The organism is Thalassiella azotivora, from assembly GCF_054781695.1.
This window is the reverse complement of record NZ_BAAGTX010000017.1, coordinates 76,023-92,600: the sequence shown is the minus strand read 5'-3', so window position 1 is coordinate 92,600 and position 16,578 is coordinate 76,023. Positions and strand designations below refer to the sequence as shown.

The 16,578-nt window shown below is 75.9% G+C and carries 16 protein-coding genes; 3 read left to right on the top strand and 13 right to left on the bottom strand.

The genetic code is table 11. The features are described from left to right. Nucleotides 1-6: 6 nt before the first annotated feature. The 13 genes from ACYVQV_RS13050 to ACYVQV_RS12990 form a co-directional block, all read right to left on the bottom strand. Nucleotides 7-1,623, bottom strand: coding sequence for a bifunctional uroporphyrinogen-III C-methyltransferase/uroporphyrinogen-III synthase (locus ACYVQV_RS13050; RefSeq protein WP_461023734.1), 1,617 nt, complete (start codon nt 1,621-1,623; stop codon nt 7-9). Then, complete coding sequence (gene hemC / locus ACYVQV_RS13045) at nt 1,620-2,759, bottom strand: hydroxymethylbilane synthase (protein WP_461023733.1); 1,140 nt, start codon at nt 2,757-2,759, stop codon at nt 1,620-1,622. Before hemC ends, ACYVQV_RS13050 begins: the two co-directional genes overlap by 4 nt. Further along, nucleotides 2,756-4,162, bottom strand: a complete 1,407-nt coding sequence (locus ACYVQV_RS13040) for a glutamyl-tRNA reductase (RefSeq protein WP_461023732.1) — start codon at nt 4,160-4,162, stop codon at nt 2,756-2,758. The genes hemC and ACYVQV_RS13040 overlap by 4 nt, the downstream gene beginning before the upstream one ends. Next, nucleotides 4,159-4,887: a redox-sensing transcriptional repressor Rex gene (locus ACYVQV_RS13035; RefSeq protein ID WP_461023731.1), complete on the bottom strand. Its 729-nt coding sequence runs from the start codon at nt 4,885-4,887 to the stop codon at nt 4,159-4,161. Before ACYVQV_RS13035 ends, ACYVQV_RS13040 begins: the two co-directional genes overlap by 4 nt. Nucleotides 4,888-5,208: 321 nt before the next feature. Then, nucleotides 5,209-5,505: a glutaredoxin family protein gene (locus tag ACYVQV_RS13030; RefSeq protein ID WP_461023730.1), complete on the bottom strand. Its 297-nt coding sequence runs from the start codon at nt 5,503-5,505 to the stop codon at nt 5,209-5,211. A gap of 51 nt (nt 5,506-5,556) precedes the next feature. Then, the gene (locus ACYVQV_RS13025) at nt 5,557-6,387 is read right to left on the bottom strand and encodes an SRPBCC family protein (RefSeq protein WP_461023729.1); all 831 of its coding nucleotides are present in this window, start codon (nt 6,385-6,387) and stop codon (nt 5,557-5,559) included. A 9-nt stretch (nt 6,388-6,396) separates the two neighbouring features. Next, entirely contained in the window at nt 6,397-7,269 is an 873-nt protein-coding gene (locus tag ACYVQV_RS13020; protein WP_461023728.1) for an FAD binding domain-containing protein, read from the bottom strand. Beyond that, nucleotides 7,266-9,779, bottom strand: a complete 2,514-nt coding sequence (locus tag ACYVQV_RS13015) for a xanthine dehydrogenase family protein molybdopterin-binding subunit (RefSeq protein ID WP_461023727.1) — start codon at nt 9,777-9,779, stop codon at nt 7,266-7,268. Before ACYVQV_RS13015 ends, ACYVQV_RS13020 begins: the two co-directional genes overlap by 4 nt. After that, the gene (locus ACYVQV_RS13010; RefSeq protein ID WP_461023726.1) at nt 9,776-10,291 is read right to left on the bottom strand and encodes a (2Fe-2S)-binding protein; all 516 of its coding nucleotides are present in this window, start codon (nt 10,289-10,291) and stop codon (nt 9,776-9,778) included. The genes ACYVQV_RS13015 and ACYVQV_RS13010 overlap by 4 nt, the downstream gene beginning before the upstream one ends. Nucleotides 10,292-10,406: 115 nt before the next feature. Then, nucleotides 10,407-11,591: an XdhC family protein gene (locus tag ACYVQV_RS13005; protein WP_461023725.1), complete on the bottom strand. Its 1,185-nt coding sequence runs from the start codon at nt 11,589-11,591 to the stop codon at nt 10,407-10,409. Next, nucleotides 11,584-12,729, bottom strand: a complete 1,146-nt coding sequence (locus ACYVQV_RS13000) for a vWA domain-containing protein (protein ID WP_461023724.1) — start codon at nt 12,727-12,729, stop codon at nt 11,584-11,586. The genes ACYVQV_RS13005 and ACYVQV_RS13000 overlap by 8 nt, the downstream gene beginning before the upstream one ends. 1 nt (nt 12,730) lies before the next feature. After that, nucleotides 12,731-13,633 (bottom strand): AAA family ATPase, encoded by a 903-nt coding sequence (locus ACYVQV_RS12995; protein ID WP_461023749.1) that lies wholly within the window; start codon nt 13,631-13,633, stop codon nt 12,731-12,733. 41 nt (nt 13,634-13,674) lie between these two features. Then, complete coding sequence (locus ACYVQV_RS12990) at nt 13,675-14,112, bottom strand: VOC family protein (protein ID WP_461023723.1); 438 nt, start codon at nt 14,110-14,112, stop codon at nt 13,675-13,677. Nucleotides 14,113-14,255: 143 nt separating this feature from the next. Between ACYVQV_RS12990 and ACYVQV_RS12985 the strand changes: the two genes are divergently transcribed. The 3 genes from ACYVQV_RS12985 to ACYVQV_RS12975 all read left to right on the top strand — a co-directional run bounded on the left by ACYVQV_RS12985 (nt 14,256) and on the right by ACYVQV_RS12975 (nt 16,578). Further along, nucleotides 14,256-15,116, top strand: coding sequence for an aldose epimerase family protein (locus tag ACYVQV_RS12985; RefSeq protein ID WP_461023722.1), 861 nt, complete (start codon nt 14,256-14,258; stop codon nt 15,114-15,116). 113 nt (nt 15,117-15,229) lie between these two features. After that, nucleotides 15,230-16,324 carry a GTP 3',8-cyclase MoaA gene (gene moaA, locus ACYVQV_RS12980; RefSeq protein ID WP_461023721.1) on the top strand — a complete coding sequence of 365 codons (1,095 nt, stop codon included), beginning with the start codon at nt 15,230-15,232 and terminating at the stop codon, nt 16,322-16,324. Continuing rightward, nucleotides 16,321-16,578 carry a MoaD/ThiS family protein gene (locus ACYVQV_RS12975; RefSeq protein ID WP_461023720.1) on the top strand — a complete coding sequence of 86 codons (258 nt, stop codon included), beginning with the start codon at nt 16,321-16,323 and terminating at the stop codon, nt 16,576-16,578. The genes moaA and ACYVQV_RS12975 overlap by 4 nt, the downstream gene beginning before the upstream one ends.

Genomic DNA, 16,578 nt, shown 5'->3' with positions numbered 1-16,578 from the left:
CCCGCCTCAGCGGGCCCGGCGGCGGGCCGCCGGCCGCTTCTGGCTGGGCCGCAGCACCGGCTCGCCCGCCTCGACGGCCGCGGACCGCAGACCGCGCCCGAACTCGGCGAGCGCGTCGACGACGGCGTCGGCGCTCGGCTCCGGCGCCAGCACGTCGACCCGCAGGCCGTGCTCCTCGGCGGTCTTGGCGGTCGCCGGGCCGATGCAGGCGACGACGGTCGCCGCGTGCGGCTTGCCGGCGATCCCCACGAGGTTGCGCACCGTGGAGGACGACGTGAACACCACCGCGTCGAAGCTGCCGTTCTTGATCGCGTCCCGTACCGGCGCGGCCGGGGGCGCGGCCCGCACGGTCCGGTAGGCGGTCACGTCGTCGACCTCCCAGCCGATGTCCTGCAGCCCCGCCACGAGGGTGTCGGTGGCGATGTCGGCCCGCGGGAGGAAGACGCGGTTGATGGGGTCGAGGACCTCGTCGAACGGCGGCCACTCGGCCAGCAGGCCCTGCGCCGACTGCTCGCCGGAGGGCACGAGGTCGGGCTCGATGCCCCACTCGCGCAGCGCCTGGGCGGTCACCCCGCCGACGGCGGCGACCTTCAGCCCGGCGAACGCCCGGGCGTCCAGGCCGTACTCGTCGAACTTCTCGCGGATGGCGCGCACCGCGTTCACCGAGGTGAAGCCGATCCACTCGTAGCGACCGGTGACCAGGCCCTTGACGGCCTTCTCCATCTGGTGCGGCGTGCGGGGCGGCTCGACCGAGATGGTCGGGACGACGTCGCTGACGGCGCCGTGGTGGGCCAGCCGCGCGCACATCGGGCCGGCCTGCTGCTGGGTGCGGGGCACCAGCACGCGCCACCCGAACAGCGGCTTGGTCTCGAACCACGACGCGCGCTCGCGCAGCCCCACGCCGGGGCCGGTCACGGCGACCACGGGCTCGGCCCAGGTGGTGTCGTCCTGCGCCGCCAGCAGGTCCGCGGCGTCCGCCAGGGTCGTCTGGACGCTGTGCTGGTCGGTCGTGCTGCCCCGCGCGGTCAGGACGGCGCCGGCGTCGCCCGAGCGGCCCCCGTCGACCAGGGCGCCGACGGCCGCGGCGACGTCCTCACGGGTCCCGACGACGACGACGGTGGCGCGCTCGTCCGCCAGCGCGGCGTAGTCCACCTTCGACGACGCGGCCTCGACGACGTGCACGGCGCCGCACCCGGCGGTGGTGGTCGGCACCCCGGCGAACAGCGGCACCGCCGTGGCCGTGGACACCCCCGGGACCACCTCGAAGGGCACCTCCGCCTTGCGGCAGGCGAGCAGCTCCTCGGCGAGGCCGACGAACGTGGCCCCGTCTCCGTCGAGCAGGCGCACGACGGTGCTGCCCGCCTTGGCGGCCTTGGTGACGACCTTGGCCCGGCCGGCGTGGGTGAGCGGCTGGCCGCTCTCGCCGAAGCCGGCGTCGAGCACCTCGACGTCCTCGCGGCACCAGCGGCTCAGCAGGTCCGCGCGGGCACCGCGGTCGATGACGACGACGTCAGCGGCGGCGAGCAGCTCGGTCGCGCGCACCGTCAGCAGGCCGGCGTCCCCCGGTCCGGCGCCGACGAACGCGACGCTGCCGGTGGTCTTGTTCTTCGTGCGGGCGGTCACTGCTCACTCTCCTGGGCGGCCGGGTGGCCGCCTGTCGGGGCGTTCGGGAGGTCCTGTCCTGCGTCGTGGGGGGCGGGCGCGCCCGCCGGTGGTCGCTCACCCGGCTCGGCGGGCTCGGCACCGTTGGCGCCCGGCGGCCCGGCCGGGCCGGGTGGGGCGGCGGCAGCGGCCGACATCAGGTCGGCGGCACCGTCCTCGAGCATGAGCCGGGCGAGTCGCCGGCCGAGGTCGGCGGCGCCGGCGACGGGGCCGGTGGCCGAGCGCCGCAGGTCGACGCCGTCGGGTGAGGCGACGACGCCGCGCAGGTACACCTCGTCGCCGTCCTCGCCCTCGGCGACGACGGCCAGGGCACCCACGGGCGCGGTGCAGCCGGCCTCCAGCTCGCGCAGCAGGGCGCGCTCGGCGTCCACGCAGGCCCGCGTGACCGGGTCGTCCAGGACGGCGCAGGCCGCCCGGGTGGTCTCGTCGTCGGCGCGGCACTCCACGGCCAGGGCGCCCTGCCCCGGTGCGGGCAGCACCTGCAGCGGGTCGAGGTCCTCGGTGACGACGTCCGCGAGCCCGAGCCGGTTGAGCCCCGCCCTGGCCAGGACGACGGCGTCGACCTTCCCGTCGGTGACGGTCGCCAGCCGGGTCTCGACGTTGCCCCGCAGGTCCTGCACCTGCAGCCCGAGCCCGAGGGCCCGCAGCTGGGCGGCGCGGCGCGGTGAACCGGTGCCGACGACCGCGCCCTCGGGCAGCTCGCCGAGCGTCAGGCCGTCCCGGGCGACGAGCGCGTCCCGCGGGTCCTCGCGCTCCGGTACGGCCGCCAGCACCAGGCCGGGCTCGGGGGCCGTCGGGATGTCCTTCAGCGAGTGCACGGCGAGGTCGACGTCGCCGCGCAGCAAGGCGTCCCGCAGCGCGGAGACGAAGACCCCGGTGCCCCCGATCTGGCTCAGCGAACGACGGTCGACGTCGCCGGTGGTCGTGACCGTGACCAGCTCGACGACCCGGCCGGTGGCGGCGGCGATCGCGTCGGCGACGGCCTGGGACTGCGACGTGGCCAGCCGGCTGCGGCGGGTGCCCAGGCGCAGCGGTGGCAGGGCCGCGGCGTCCGGGCCGGGCCGGGTCCCGATCTCGCGGACGGGTGCCGTGCTCATCGCGCACCCCCTCGCGGGACCTCGGGCAGGGTGTCGGCGGGCACGAGGGTGTCCGCCGGGCCCCGTGTGTCGGCGGGCAGCCGCTCGGCGCCGACGGCGCGCAGGACGTCGGACACGCGTGACACCGCCTCGGTGTCGAGGTCGAACAGCTCACGCAGCACCGCCGCGTAGGACGTGCCGTCCTCGCCCCGGGCGGCCAGGCTCTTCACCCGGACGGTGGGCGTGTGCAGCAGCTTGTCGACGACGCGGTTGACGGCCTGCACGACCTCGGCCTCGACCGCCTCGTCGAGCCGGTCACCGAGCCGCTGGCGCAGCCGGCCGAGCTCGGCGTCGACGACCTCGCGGGCGCGGCCGCGCAGCGCCACGACGGTCGGCGCGACCTCCTCGGCCCGCTGGTCGGCCAGGTAGGCGGCGACCTCCTCGGCGACGATCGCGCGCGCGTCGGCGAGGTCGGCGCCGACCTCGACGTGTGCGAGCTGCTCGCCGAGCTCGGCCAGCCCGACGACGGTGACGCCGTCCAGCTCGCTGACGCCGGGGGCGACGTCCCGCGGCAGCGCGAGGTCCACGACGAGCTGCGGGGCGCCTCCGCGGCGGGTGCGTGCGGCCGAGACCAGCGCGACGTCCAGGACGTGCCCCACGGCGCCGGTGCAGGACAGCACGACGTCGGCGGCGGCGACGGCGTCGCGCAGGGCGTCGCCGTCGTCGAGGGTCAGCCACGTGCCGTCGACCGACTCGGCCAGCCGCTGGGCGCGCTGCGCGGTGCGGTTGGCCACGGTGATGGACCGGGTACCCAGCCGGTGCAGCGTGGTGGCGGCCAGCGCGCTCATCGCGCCGGCCCCGACGACCAGGGCGTGGGCGTCAGCCAGCGGGCCCACCGCGCGGGGGGCGTGCTCCAGACCCGCCTCGACGAGGCTGTGCCCGGCCCGGTCCAGCCCCGTCTCGCTGTGGGCGCGCTTGCCGACGCGCAGGGAGCGCTGGAGCAGGTGGTCCAGGACCCGGCCGACCGTGCCGTCCTCCTGCGCGCGCCGCAGGGCGGAGCGGACCTGGCCCAGCACCTGCGACTCGCCGATCGCCATCGAGTCCAGGCCGCTGGCGACGGAGAAGAGGTGGGCCACGGCGTGGTCGGCGTACCGCACGTAGAGGTGGTCGGTGAGCTCGTCGCGCGACAGCCCGGTGGTGCGCGCCAGGGCGTCGCTGACGTCCGCGACACCGCCGTGGAAGGCGGTGACCTGCGTGTACACCTCGAGCCGGTTGCAGGTGGCCAGCACGACGGCCTCGTCGACGTGGCCGGCGTCGACCAGGCGCGAGGTCAGCTCGCGGGCGCGGACGGCGTCCAGCGCGGCCCGCTCGAGCAGGTCGAGCGGCGCGGTGTGGTGGGACAGGCCCACGACGAGGACGCTCACGACGTCGCCTCCGCCAGCGCCTGGACCTGCGACTCGTCGAGGCCCAGCTCGGCGGCCGCCTTGCGCTGCTCGTGGAAGGCGAGGATCTGCAGCTCGGTGGACAGGTCGACCTTGCGGACGTCCACGCCGTCGGGCACCTGCAGGACGACGGGGGCGAAGCTGAGGATGCTCGTGACACCGGACGCGACGAAGCGGTCGCAGACCTCCTGCGCCGCGGCGCCGGGGGTGGCGATGACACCGATGGACACGCGCTCCTCCAGGACGACCTCCTCCAGCTGGGTGGCCGGGCGGACCGTGAGCCCGGCGACCTGCTCCCCGACGACCTCGCCCGCGTCGAGCAGGGCCACCACGGTGAACCCGCGCGAGGCGAAGCCGCTGTAGTTGGCCAGCGCGTGCCCGAGGTTGCCGATTCCCACGATGGCCACGCGCCAGTCCTGGGTCAGGCCCAGCTCGCGGGAGATCTGGTGGACGAGGTACTCCACCTCGTACCCGACCCCACGGGTCCCGTACGAGCCGAGGTGCGACAGGTCCTTGCGGAGCTTGGCCGAGGTCACCCCGGCGGTGACCGCCAGCGTCTCGCTGGAGACGGTCGCGACCCCGCGCTCGGACAGCCCGACCAGGGCACGCAGGTACACCGGCAACCGGGCGACGGTGGCCTCGGGGATCCCCCGGGACGCGGCCCGCGCTGCTGCGCGGGGCTCGCCGGTGGACCTGGCGGATGACACGGTGGACCCGACTCCTCGGACGTCGGACGGGGCGACTCCTCAGCGTAGGTCACTTGTGAACGCGGGCACAAAGTCGCGGGAGGGTACAGGAGCCCTCAGGTGAGTCATGTCACGGGGTGCCTGCACGTTTGCCGAGGACGTGCTATAGCCCCACCCCTCCCGTGATCTTGCAGAACTTTCCCCTCCCCTGTGACCTCGCAGGAGTGCGCGCGGTTCCTGCACCAGGACGGCGTCACCGACCAGTTCTGCAAGATCACGGCGGGGGGCTCCGTCGGCGGGGAGGCTGCTCAGTTCTGCAAGATCACGCGGGGAGGGAGGGGGTCAGCGGCCGCGGCGCAGCCAGCGCAGCGGCCCGCGGGCGCCGGGGTCGGCGAGCGCGTCCCGCAGCGCCTGGGCGTCGACCTTCCAGTACGCGTGCTGGGCGCCGTCGACGAGGACGACGGGCACCTCCTCGCTGTAGCGGGCCAGCAGGTCCGGGTCGGCGTCGACGTCGCGCTCGACCCAGCGGGCACCCGCCTCGGCGCACACGTCCCGGACGACGGCCCGTGCGTCGTCGCACAGGTGGCAGCCCACGCGGGTCAGCAGCTCGACCCGGACGGGCGTGGTGGGGTCGCTCACCCCGTCACGGTACCCAGGGCGCGCCGCCGGTGCCGGGGTCGCGTGACCCGCTCAGCGCCGGCGCCGGGCGAGCCACCAGGTGACGAGGGCGGTCGCCGCCATCGCGGCGAGGGTGCCGCCGTAACGGCGCAGCAGCAGCGGCCCGACGACGCCGCCCAGGTCGAGCTCGTCGGACCCGGACCGCCGCGGGGACGCCGCGGCGGGGGTCGGCCGCGGCGGCTGCTGGTCCTGGGCGGCCCGCGGCGCCTGGGCGGCGACGGCGGCCTGCTCCGCCACGTTCGACGCCTCGTCCTGCCGGTCGTCGTCGGCGGGGGCGGGCTCGACCTCCCCGACGTCACGGCCGACGTCCCGGCGGGCGTCCCGGGCAGCCTGCTCGGCGGACGCACGGTCGGCCTCGCCCGGGGGCTGCGCCGCGGCCTGCGGGTGCTCCGGGTGGCTCTCCTCCGCCAGGCGGGTCACCAGGCAGGCGGCGAACTGGTCGAGCAGCTTGGCGCCGACGTCCTGGACGACGCCGCGACCGAACTGCGCGGGCCGGCCGGTGATCCGCAGGTCCGTGTCGACGACGACCTTCGTGCCGCCGTCCTGCTCCTCGAGGTGGGCGGTGATGACGGCGGCCGCGGTGCCGTTGCCCCGCTTGTCCTTGCCGTTGGCCTCGATCACCGCCCGGTAGCGGTCCCGGTCGCGCTCGCGCCAGTGGCCGGTGCCGCTGTACTGCAGGGAGATCGGCCCGAGCCTGACCTTGGCCGTCCCCGTGAAGTCGTCGCCGTCGACGGAGGTGATCTGCGCCCCCGGGAAGCAGGGGGCGATCCGCTCGAGGTCGTTGAACGTCTCCCACGCCCGGTCGACGGGGACGGGCACGCTGAACGTGTGCTGCAGGTCCACGCGGCCGCCTCAGCCGTGGGCCGCGGCCGCGGCGAGTACGGCGCGGCGGGTCAGGACGGCCGCGAGGTGGCGCCGGTAGCCGGCGTCCCCGTTGGCGTCGGACGGCGGGTCGGTGCCCTCGGCGACGTCGCGGACGGCGTCGCGCACGGCGTCCTCGGTGACCGCGCAGCCCGCGAGAGCCGCCTCGGTGGCGCGGGCGCGGACCGGCGTCGGGCCCATGTTGGTCAGGCCGACGCGGGCCTCGGCGATCGTGCCGCCGTCGACGCGCACCGCGACCCCGATGCCGACGATCGACCAGGCCTGCGCGACGCGGGTGAACTTCTCGTAGTGCGCGCCCCAGCCGGTCCGCTTCGGGACTGTCACCTCGACGAGCAGCTCGTCCTCCCCGACCGCGGTGGTGAACAGGTCGGTGAAGAACTCGTCCGCGGGGACCGTGCGGCGGGTGCCGTCCTGACCGGCGACGACCATCTCGGCGCCGAGGGCGAGCGCGGGGGCGGGCAGGTCCCCGGCCGGGTCGGCGTGCACCAGCGCGCCGCCGAAGGTGCCCCGGTGCCGGACCTGGGGGTCGGCGACGGTCTGCGCGGCCAGCGGCAGCAGCAGCGCGTGCCGGCGCAGCAGCGGGTCACGGGACACCTCGTCGTGCGTCGTCATCGCACCGACGACGAGGTGGTCGCCGTCCTCGCGCACGCCGCGCAACCCGTCGACCCTGTCGAGGTCGACGACGAGCTCGGGGGCGGCCAGCCGCAGCCGCATGACCGGCAGCAGGGACTGGCCGCCGCCGAGGACCTTGACGTCCCGGCCGGCGGACGCGGCCTCGCCGAGGACCCGCAGGGCGTCCTCGACGGTGGTGGGGGCCTGGTGGTCGAACGCCGCGGGGATCATCGGCCCTCCTCCTCGGAGCGGGTGGTGGCGGCGTCGACGCCGCCGGACTGGACGGGTTGCTCCCAGTGGGGGGCGGCCGTGGCGACGTCCTGCTCGGCGCCCACCACCGCCTCGCCGTCCCCACGGGACGCCTGCTGCAGCGCCGTCCACACCCGGTGCGGGGCGAGCGGCATCTCGATGTCGCGCACGCCCCGGTGCCGGACGGCGTCCAGGACGGCGTTGACCACGGCGGGCGTGGACGCGATGGTCCCGGCCTCGCCGACGCCCTTGACGCCCAGCGGGTTCGTCGTGGACGGGGTCACGGTGCGGTCGGTGGTGAAGTGCGGCAGGTCCGGCGCGCCGGGGACGAGGTAGTCGACGAACGTCGCGGTCGTCAGCGTCCCCTGGTCGTCGTGGACGGCCTCCTCGTAGAGGGCCTGGGCGATGCCCTGGGCGAGCCCTCCGTGCACCTGCCCCTCGACGAGGAGCGGGTTGACCACCTCGCCGACGTCGTCGACGCAGACGTACTTGCGGATCCTGACGGCACCGGTCTCGGTGTCGACCTCCGCCGCGCACAGGTGGGTGCCGTGCGGGTAGGAGAACGACTCGGGGTCGAACGTGGCGTCGGAGTCCAGGGACGGCTCGACCCCCTCGGGCAGGTCGTGGGCGGCGAACACGGCGAACGCGACGTCGGCCATGCCCGTGCCCTTGTCGGTGCCGCGGACCGTGAACCGGCCCCGCTCGAACTCCACGTCGGAGGGGTCGGCCTCCATCAGGTGGGCGGCGACGACCCGGGCCTTCTCGACGACCTTGTCGGCGGCCATCACCGCGGCGATGCCGCCGACGACCAGCGACCGCGAGCCGTAGGTGTCCATGCCCTTGGGCGCGACCTGGGTGTCGCCGTGCAGGACCTCGACGTCCTCGAACGGGACCCCGAGCCGGTCGGCGACGATCTGGCTCCACGCCGTCTCGTGCCCCTGGCCGTGGGCGCTCGCGCCGGTGACGACCTCGACCTTGCCGGTGGGCAGCATCCGGATGGACGCGCTCTCCCAGCCGCCGGCGGCGTAGCTGAGCGCGCCGAGCACCCGCGACGGCGCGAGCCCGCACATCTCGGTGAACGTGGAGATCCCGATGCCGAGCTGGACGGCGTCCCCGCGCTCGCGGCGCTCGGCCTGATCGCGGCGCAGCTCGTCGTACCCGAGCAGTCCGAGCGCCTTGTCGGTGGCGGCCTCGTAGTTGCCGGAGTCGTACTCCAGCCCGGCGACCGTGGTGAAGGGGAACTGGTCGTGCCGGATCCAGTTGCGGCGCCGGACCTCGAGCGGGTCCTGGCCGAGCTCGACGGCCAGCTCGTCCATCATCCGCTCGATCGCGAACGTCGCCTCGGGGCGGCCGGCGCCGCGGTAGGCGTCCGTCCACGTCTTGTTGGTGAACACGTTCGTGCAGTCGAACCGGTACGCGCCGAACGTGTAGATGGAGTTGAACATGAAGGCCCCGAGGATCGGCACCCCCGGGGTGACGAGGCCGAGGTAGGCGCCCATGTCGGCGAGCAGCTCGACCTTCAGGCCGGTGACCTTCCCGTTCTTCGTGGCGGCGAGGGTCAGCCGCTGCACCTGGTCGCGGCCGTGGTGGCCGGTGGTCATCGCCTCGGTGCGGGTCTCGGTGAACTTGCACGGCTTGCCGAGGCGGCGCGCGACGAGGAACGTCGCGACCTCCTCGGGGGTGACCTGGAGCTTGCCGCCGAAGCCGCCGCCGACGTCCGGGGCGACGACGCGCACCTTCGACTCCGGGACGCCGGTGGTCAGCGCGAGCATCACCCGCAGGATGTGCGGCACCTGCGTGGCCGACCACATCGTCGTCTGCTCGCCGGTGGGGTCGACGACGACCGACCGGGGCTCCATGAACGCCGGGACGAGACGCTGCTGGCGGAAGCGTCGCTCGACGACGACGCCGTCCTCGCGGGCCCGGCGGATGGCGTCCTCGACGTCCCCGCCGGTGCCCGCCTCGGCCGAGTCGAACACCCACTGCGCGCAGCGGTTGGTGCCCAGGTCGGGGTGGGCCAGGTCGGCGCCCTCGGCGAGCGCCGCCTCGATGTCCAGGACGGCGGGCAGCTCGTCGTACTCGACGTCGACGAGCTCGACGGCGTCACGCGCAGCGGCTGCCGTCCGGGCGACGACGACGGCGACAGCCTCACCGGCGAACGCCACCCGGTCGGCGGCCACGGCGGGGTGCCGGGGTGTCCTCATGTCCTCGGTGATCGGCCACGCGCAGGGCAGCGACCCCTGCTCGTCGTCCAGGTCGGCGCCGGTGAGGACGGCGACGACCCCGGGCGAGCCCTTCGCGGCGGTGGTCTCGACCGACGTGATCCGGGCGTGCGCGTAGGGACTGCGGACGAAGGCCAGGTGCAGCATCCCGGGCAGGACGATGTTGTCCGTCCACCGGGTGCGGCCGGTGATGAGCCGGGCGTCCTCCTTGCGGGTGCGGGAGCGACCCAGCTCACCGCCGGCGCTCGCCCGCTCGTCGACGGCGGTCACCGGTCGCTCCCGACGGTGGTCTGCGCGTCGGCCGCTCGCTGCGCCGTCCCCGCGCCGTCGGCGGCCGCGGCGAGCACGGCCTTGACGATGTTCTGGTAGCCGGTGCAGCGGCAGAGGTTGCCCTCGAGCCCGTCGCGGACCTCCTCCTCGGTCGGGTCGGGGTTCTCGGCGAGCAGCGAGCAGGTCGACATGATCATGCCGGGGGTGCAGTAGCCGCACTGCAGGGCGTGGTGGGTGGTGAAGGCCTTCTGCACCGGGTGCAGCTCACCGTCCTGCGCCAGTCCCTCGATCGTGGTCACGGAGCGCCCGTCGGCCTGGACGGCCAGCACCGAGCAGGACTTCACGCTGCGCCCGTCGAGCAGCACCGTGCAGGCGCCGCAGTTGCTGGTGTCGCAGCCGACGACCGTGCCCGTCCGGCCGAGCGTCTCCCTCAGGTAGTGCACGAGCAGCGTGCGGGGCTCGACGTCGTCGACGTACGAGACGCCGTCGACCTCCACCGTGATCCGGGACATGCGGCCTCCACCTCGTCGTGGGGCGCACCACGGGCACGACTCCCCCGGGGTGCGCGGGAACTCCGGTGGGCCGATCCAACGTGGCGCAGGTCACATCCGCAAGGGGTTCGGCGAATCACGTGCCCGGTTCGGCCGGTGCGGACCGCCGGGCGGCCCGGCGGGCGGCCCGGCGGTCGTGGTGCACGGGCCCGTCGACGTCCGTCAGCCGGTGCCCCGTCCCGCCCCACTGCAGCTGGATGATCTCCGCGGCCATCGACACCGCCGTCTCCTCCGGCGTCCGCGCCCCCAGGTCCAGGCCGATCGGCGAGGACAGCCGGGCGATCTCGTCCCCCGTCAGCCCGGCCTCCCGCAGTCGCGCCAACCGGTCCTCGTGCGTGCGTCGCGACCCCATCGCCCCCACGTACGCCAGCTGAGGCAGCCGCAGCGCCACCTCCAGCACCGGGACGTCGAACTTCGGGTCGTGGGTCAGGACCGCGACGACGGTGCGGCCGTCGACGAGGCCCCGCTCGACCTGCTCGGCCAGGTACCGGTGCGGCCACTCGACGACCACCTCGTCCGCCTCGGGGAACCGGCTCGTCGTGGCGAACACGGGCCGGGCGTCGCACACCGTCACCCGGTACCCGAGGAACGCCCCGAGCCGCGCCAGCGCCGAGGCGAAGTCGATCGCCCCGAACACCAGCATCCGCGGGCGCGGCGCGTACGAGGACACGAAGACCCGCATCCCCTCGCCGCGGCGCTCGCCGTCCGGGCCGTAGGACAGGGTCTCGCTGCGGCCGGTCGCCAGCAGCCCCCGTGCGTCGTCGGTCACCGCGTCGTGCGCGCGCCGCGAGCCCAGCTCGCCGACCACGGGCACGTCGGCGTCCTCGGGCCGCACCACCAGCCGGCGTCCCAGCCAGGACGGGTCGGGGTGCTCCACGACCGTGCACACGGCCACCGGCCGGCCCTCGCGCACGTCGGTGACGACGTCCTCCAGCTCGGGGAAGGACGCGCGGTCCACCCGCTCGACGAACACGTCGAGGATCCCCCCGCAGGTCAGGCCGACGGCGAACGCGTCGTCGTCGCTGACGCCGTACCGCTGCAGCACCGGTGTGCCGTCGGCGACCACCTGCTCCGCGAGCTCGTAGACCGCGCCCTCGACGCAGCCACCGGACACGCTGCCGACCGCCTCGCCGCCGGGGCCCACGAGCATCGCCGCCCCCGGCCCGCGTGGCGCGCTGCTCCACGTCGCCACGACGGTGCCCATCCCCACGGGGTGGCCCTGCCGCCACCAGGCCAGCAGCTCCTCGGCCACGTCACGCACGCGCCACCACCTCCAGGACCTCCTCGAACGTCGCCAGCGAGTGGCCAGCCAGCAGGGCGTCCAGGTGCGGCAGGACCGCGGTGATCCCCGACTGCACCGGCTGGTAGCCCGGTTTGCCGCGGTGCGGGTTCACCCACACCAGCCGGTGCGCCAGCCGCGACAGCCGCGCCGCCTGCTCACCGAGCAGCTCGGCCCCGCCGCGCTCCCAGCCGTCCGAGCACACGACGACCACCGCGCCGCGGGCCAGGCCGCGCTGGCCCCAGCGGTCCACGAACGCCTTGAGTCCCTCACCGAGCCGGGTACCCCCGGACCAGTCCGGCACCGCCTCACCGGCCGCGGCGAGCGCCGCGTCGGCGTCCCGGCTGCGCCGCAGCGCGGGGGTGAGCCGGGTCAGCCGGGTGCCCACCGAGAACACCTCGACCCGCCCCCCGGTGCGGACGGCGGCACGCACCAGCCGGTGGCCCAGCCGCAGCAGCGCCTCGCTGTAGGGGGCCATCGACCCGGAGACGTCGACGAGCAGGACGACGCGGCGCGGCCGGGTCGTGCGCCGGCGCCACTGGACCGGGCCGACCTCACCGGCCCGCCGCAGCTGCTCCCGGACGGTGCGGCGGGCGTCCACCTCGCCGCGCGCGGCGGATCGGCGTCGGGACGCCGGCCGGCGGGGCAGCCGCACCCGGAGCCCGCCGAGCAGGCGGGCCAGCTCCTCGCGCTCGGCAGCCGACAGCTCCGCGACGTCGCGGTGCCGCAGGACCTCCACGTCGCTGGCCGCGGCCCGCAGCACGTCGGGGTCGGCGTCCGCACCGGGGTGGGCGCCGTCGTCCGCCAGCGGGGCGACGCTACGGGTCGCGACGGGACGCGCGGGTGCCGCCGTCCCCGCGAGCCGGCCGGCGAACCAGGCGGCGAAGACCCGGTCGTACACCGGGCCGTCCTGCGGGTCGGCGCACAGGGTGGCGCGCCCGGCCCAGTACAGGCCGTGGGGGTCGGCGGCGCCCACGGCGGACGCGGCCTCGCAGAACGCGGCGGTGCGGTCGGCGGTGACCGCGAGCCCGGCGGCCCGCAGCGCCCGGCCGAAGCCGACCAGCAGCTCCTCCGGCGCGACGGCGTCCGCGGCGGGGACCCTGGTCGGTGGTGCGGGCACGTCAGACCGCCAGCAGCCGGTCGAGCTCCCCCGCCACGCGCTGGGAGTCCTCGCGGTACTTCAGCACCGCCCCGAGGGTCGCCGAGGCGGTCTGCACGTCCAGGGACGTCGCGCCGAGCGCCTGCAGGGCCGCCGCCCAGTCCAGGCTCTCGGCCACACCCGGCGGCTTGAGCAGGCCCTCGCCGCGCAGGGCGTGCACCGCGTGGGCGACCTGCCCGGCGAGGTCCTCCGACAGCTCCGGGAGCCGGGTCCGCAGGATCTGCACCTCCCGCTCCAGGCCCGGGTGCTCCACCCAGTGGTAGAGGCAGCGGCGCTTGAGCGCGTCGTGCACCTCACGGGTGCGGTTCGACGTCAGGACCACCAGCGGCGGCTCGCTCGCCCGGACCGTGCCCAGCTCGGGGATCGTCACCGACCACGTCGACAGGACCTCCAGCAGGAAGGCCTCGAACTCGTCGTCCGCCCGGTCCACCTCGTCGACGAGCAGCACCGAGGGGGACGTGCGCAGCGCCCGCAGCACCGGCCGCGCCAGCAGGAACCGCTCGTCGAACAGGTCGTGCTCCACCGACTCCACGTCGACGCGCTCGCCGCCCGCGGTGGCCTCGACCGCCCGCAGGTGCAGGACCTGGCGGGGGAAGTCCCAGTCGTACAGCGCCTGCGAGGCGTCGATGCCCTCGTAGCACTGCAGCCGGACCAGCTCGGCGCCCAGCAGTCGGGCCATCGACTCGGCCAGCGCCGTCTTGCCGGTGCCCGGCTCCCCCTCCAGGAGCACGGGACGGCGCATCCGCAGCGCCAGCCACGCCACCGTCGACAGCCCCGGCTCGGCCAGGTAGCCGGTGGTGCGCAGGGCGTCCTCGAGCGCCTGCGGCGAGCCGAGTGCGTCCGCCGACACGGTGCCGTCCTGCATCGGGCCGTCCTGCATCGGGCCGTCCATCGGGCCAGCATCCATCATCCGTCCCCGCCCGGCCGGTCGGGCGCCCGGCGCTGCACGACGCAGAACTCGTTGCCCTCGGGGTCGGTGAGGGTGACCCAGCGCGTCTGCCACTGGTCCTTCTCGTGCACGACCGCGGCGCCGAGCCCGACCAGCCGGCGCACCTCGGCGTCGAGGTCGTCCGCGTCGAGGTCGACGTGGAACCGGTTCTTCGCGGTCTTGGGCTCCGGGACGCGGAAGAACAGCCAGCCGTGCGACGGGGTGCCGACCGGCGGCTCGAGCATCGCGAAGTCCACCCCGGCCGCCTGCGCGACCCGGTACCCGAGGACCTGCGACCAGAAGCGCGCGAGCGCGGACGCGTCGGCGCAGTCGACGGTCAGGTGCATCACGCGCACGGGTGCCTGCGCGGCGGGGGGCGCGGCCGGCGCCGTCGCGGCCTCGGGTTCGGTCGTCACCGGCTCATCCTCACCCCTCGGCCCGACGAGCGGGTACGGCACGTCCTGCCGACCGGGCCCGCGCGGCGGTGGCACCGAGCGCCGACGTGCAGGGGACGACCTCGCGCACGCGCCTCGCCGCGGTCGGTGGCAGCATGCGCCAGATGGAGTCCCTCGACCTGACCGCGGACGGCCCCGACGGAACCGTGACGGCGGTGGTCGCCGTCGGCCACGGCGCCCGGATCGCGTCCCTGCGCGTCCCCCGTCCGGGTGGCGACGCCGTCGACGTCGTCGGCCGCGGCAGCGACAGCCCGCACGGCTGGGGCGCGTTCCCGATGGCCCCCTGGGCCGGCCGGGTGCGTGACGGCGCCCTGACCTGGCGGGGGCGCACCCACCGCCTGCCCACCCCCAAGCCCCCGCACGCCCTGCACGGCACCGTGGCGCGGGTGCCCTGGGAGGTCGTCGAGCACGGCGACGCCTCGGCCGCCCTGCGCCGCGACCTCGGCGACGACTGGCCGTGGCCCGGGCACGCGGTGGTCCGCTACGAGCTCGCACCCGACCGGCTGACCACGCACCTCGAGGTGCACTGCGACGGTCCTGACGGGTCCGAGATGCCGGCCTGGACCGGCATCCACCCGTGGTTCCCCCGGCACCTGCCCGGCCCGGACGGCGCGGACGTGCCCGTGACCGTCGGGCTGCACGCGCGGGCGATGCTGGCCCGGGACGACGCCGGGATCGCCACCGAGCGGGAGGTGCGCGTCCCCGTCGGCGCAGCGAACGCCGTCCCCGTGGACGACTGCTTCGTGGACGTCGACTGGCCGCTGACGCTCACCTGGCCCGGGGTCCTGCGGCTCGAGGTCCGGGGCGACTGCCGGTACGCCGTCGTGATGACCGAGCGGGAGGGGGCCGTCGCCGCGGAGCCGCAGACCGCGCCGCCGGACGCCGCGGCGCTGGGCGAGGAGCACGTCGTCCGCCCTGGCCGGCCGCACCGGCTGACGACCACCTGGACCTGGCGTCCCGCCTGATCCGAGGCGTCCCGCGGGCACCAGGGCCGGAGGTCCTCACCCGTCCGCGGGTACGCCGTCACGGCGTCACGGGCGGGCACGACGGGTGCCGCGCGCTCGCCTACAGTGGCGTGATGACCTCCGTCGCGCTCGGGATGCCGGGGGTCCGCAGCGCGGGTGACGCGCCGGACCCGGCCCGGCCCGCCGACCCGCGCCTGGTCGACCGGTACGGGCGGGTGGCGACGGACCTGCGGGTGTCGCTCACCGACCGCTGCAACCTGCGCTGCTCGTACTGCATGCCGCCCGAGGGCCTGGACTGGATGCCCACCGAGCAGGCGCTCACCGACGACGAGGTGGTCCGGCTGGTCCGGGTCGCGGTGGAGCTGCTGGGGGTCGAGGAGGTCCGGTTCACCGGTGGCGAGCCGCTGCTGCGGCGGGGCCTGGAGACGATCGTCGCCGCGACCGCCGCCCTGCGCACCGCCGCCGGCGCCCCGGTCGAGACCTCGCTGACCACCAACGCTCTCGGCCTGGAGCGCCGCGCCGCCGCGCTCGTCGAGGCCGGCCTCACCCGGGTGAACGTCTCCCTGGACACGCTGCGCCCCGAGGTCTTCGCGCGCATCACCCACCGTGACCGCCTCGACGACGTGCTCCGCGGTGCCCGGGCCGCCGCCGACGCCGGCCTGGCCCCGGTGAAGGTCAACGCCGTCCTGCTGCGCGGCGTCAACGACGCCGAGGCCGCCGACCTGCTCGACTGGGCGCTCGACGAGGGGTACGAGCTGCGCTTCATCGAGCAGATGCCGCTGGACGCCCAGGGCGGGTGGGACCGCGACGAGATGGTCACCGCGACCGAGATCCTCGCCCGCCTGGAGGCCCGGTTCGACCTCGACCACACCGACCCGGCGACGCGAGGCGCCTCCCCCGCCGAGACGTGGTGGGTGCGCCGGCCCGGGCGCGCGGACGTGCTCGGCCGCGTCGGGGTCGTCGCGTCGGTGACCCGCCCGTTCTGCGGCGACTGCGACCGGACCCGCCTGACCGCCGACGGCCAGGTCCGCAGCTGCCTGTTCTCCCGCACGGAGACCGACCTGCGGGGCCTGCTGCGGGGCGGTGCGGACGACGAGACCGTCGCCGCGGCCTGGCGGGGCACGATGTGGGCCAAGAAGCCCGGGCACGGCATCGACGACGAGGGCTTCCTCCAGCCGACCCGGCCGATGAGCGCGATCGGAGGATGAGCGTGCAGGAGCTGCAGGTGCGCTACTTCGCGGGCGCGGCCGCCGCGGCCGGCGTGCCGTCGGAGTCGGTGCAGGTCTCCCCCGGCCTGGACGTCGCGGCGCTGCGGGCGCTGCTCGCCGACCGGCACCCGCGGCTGGTGCCCGTCCTGGCCTCGGCGAGCCTGCTCGTCGACGAGGTCGCGGTCAGCGACCCCGCGGCCACCCTCGCCGGCGCGCGCACCGTCGACGTCCTGCCGCCCTTCGCCGGCGGCTGA

Bases quoted from the DNA above. Each gene is read 5' to 3' on its own strand.
- ACYVQV_RS12975 (WP_461023720.1), top strand. From the start codon at position 16,321: ATGAGCGTGCAGGAGCTGCAGGTGCGCTACTTCGCGGGCGCGGCCGCC.
- ACYVQV_RS12985 (WP_461023722.1), top strand. From the start codon at position 14,256: ATGGAGTCCCTCGACCTGACCGCGGACGGCCCCGACGGAACCGTGACG.
- ACYVQV_RS13020 (WP_461023728.1), bottom strand. From the start codon at position 7,269: ATGATCCCCGCGGCGTTCGACCACCAGGCCCCCACCACCGTCGAGGAC.
- moaA (WP_461023721.1), top strand. From the start codon at position 15,230: ATGACCTCCGTCGCGCTCGGGATGCCGGGGGTCCGCAGCGCGGGTGAC.
- ACYVQV_RS12995 (WP_461023749.1), bottom strand. From the start codon at position 13,633: ATGCAGGACGGCACCGTGTCGGCGGACGCACTCGGCTCGCCGCAGGCG.
- hemC (WP_461023733.1), bottom strand. From the start codon at position 2,759: ATGAGCACGGCACCCGTCCGCGAGATCGGGACCCGGCCCGGCCCGGAC.
- ACYVQV_RS13010 (WP_461023726.1), bottom strand. From the start codon at position 10,291: ATGTCCCGGATCACGGTGGAGGTCGACGGCGTCTCGTACGTCGACGAC.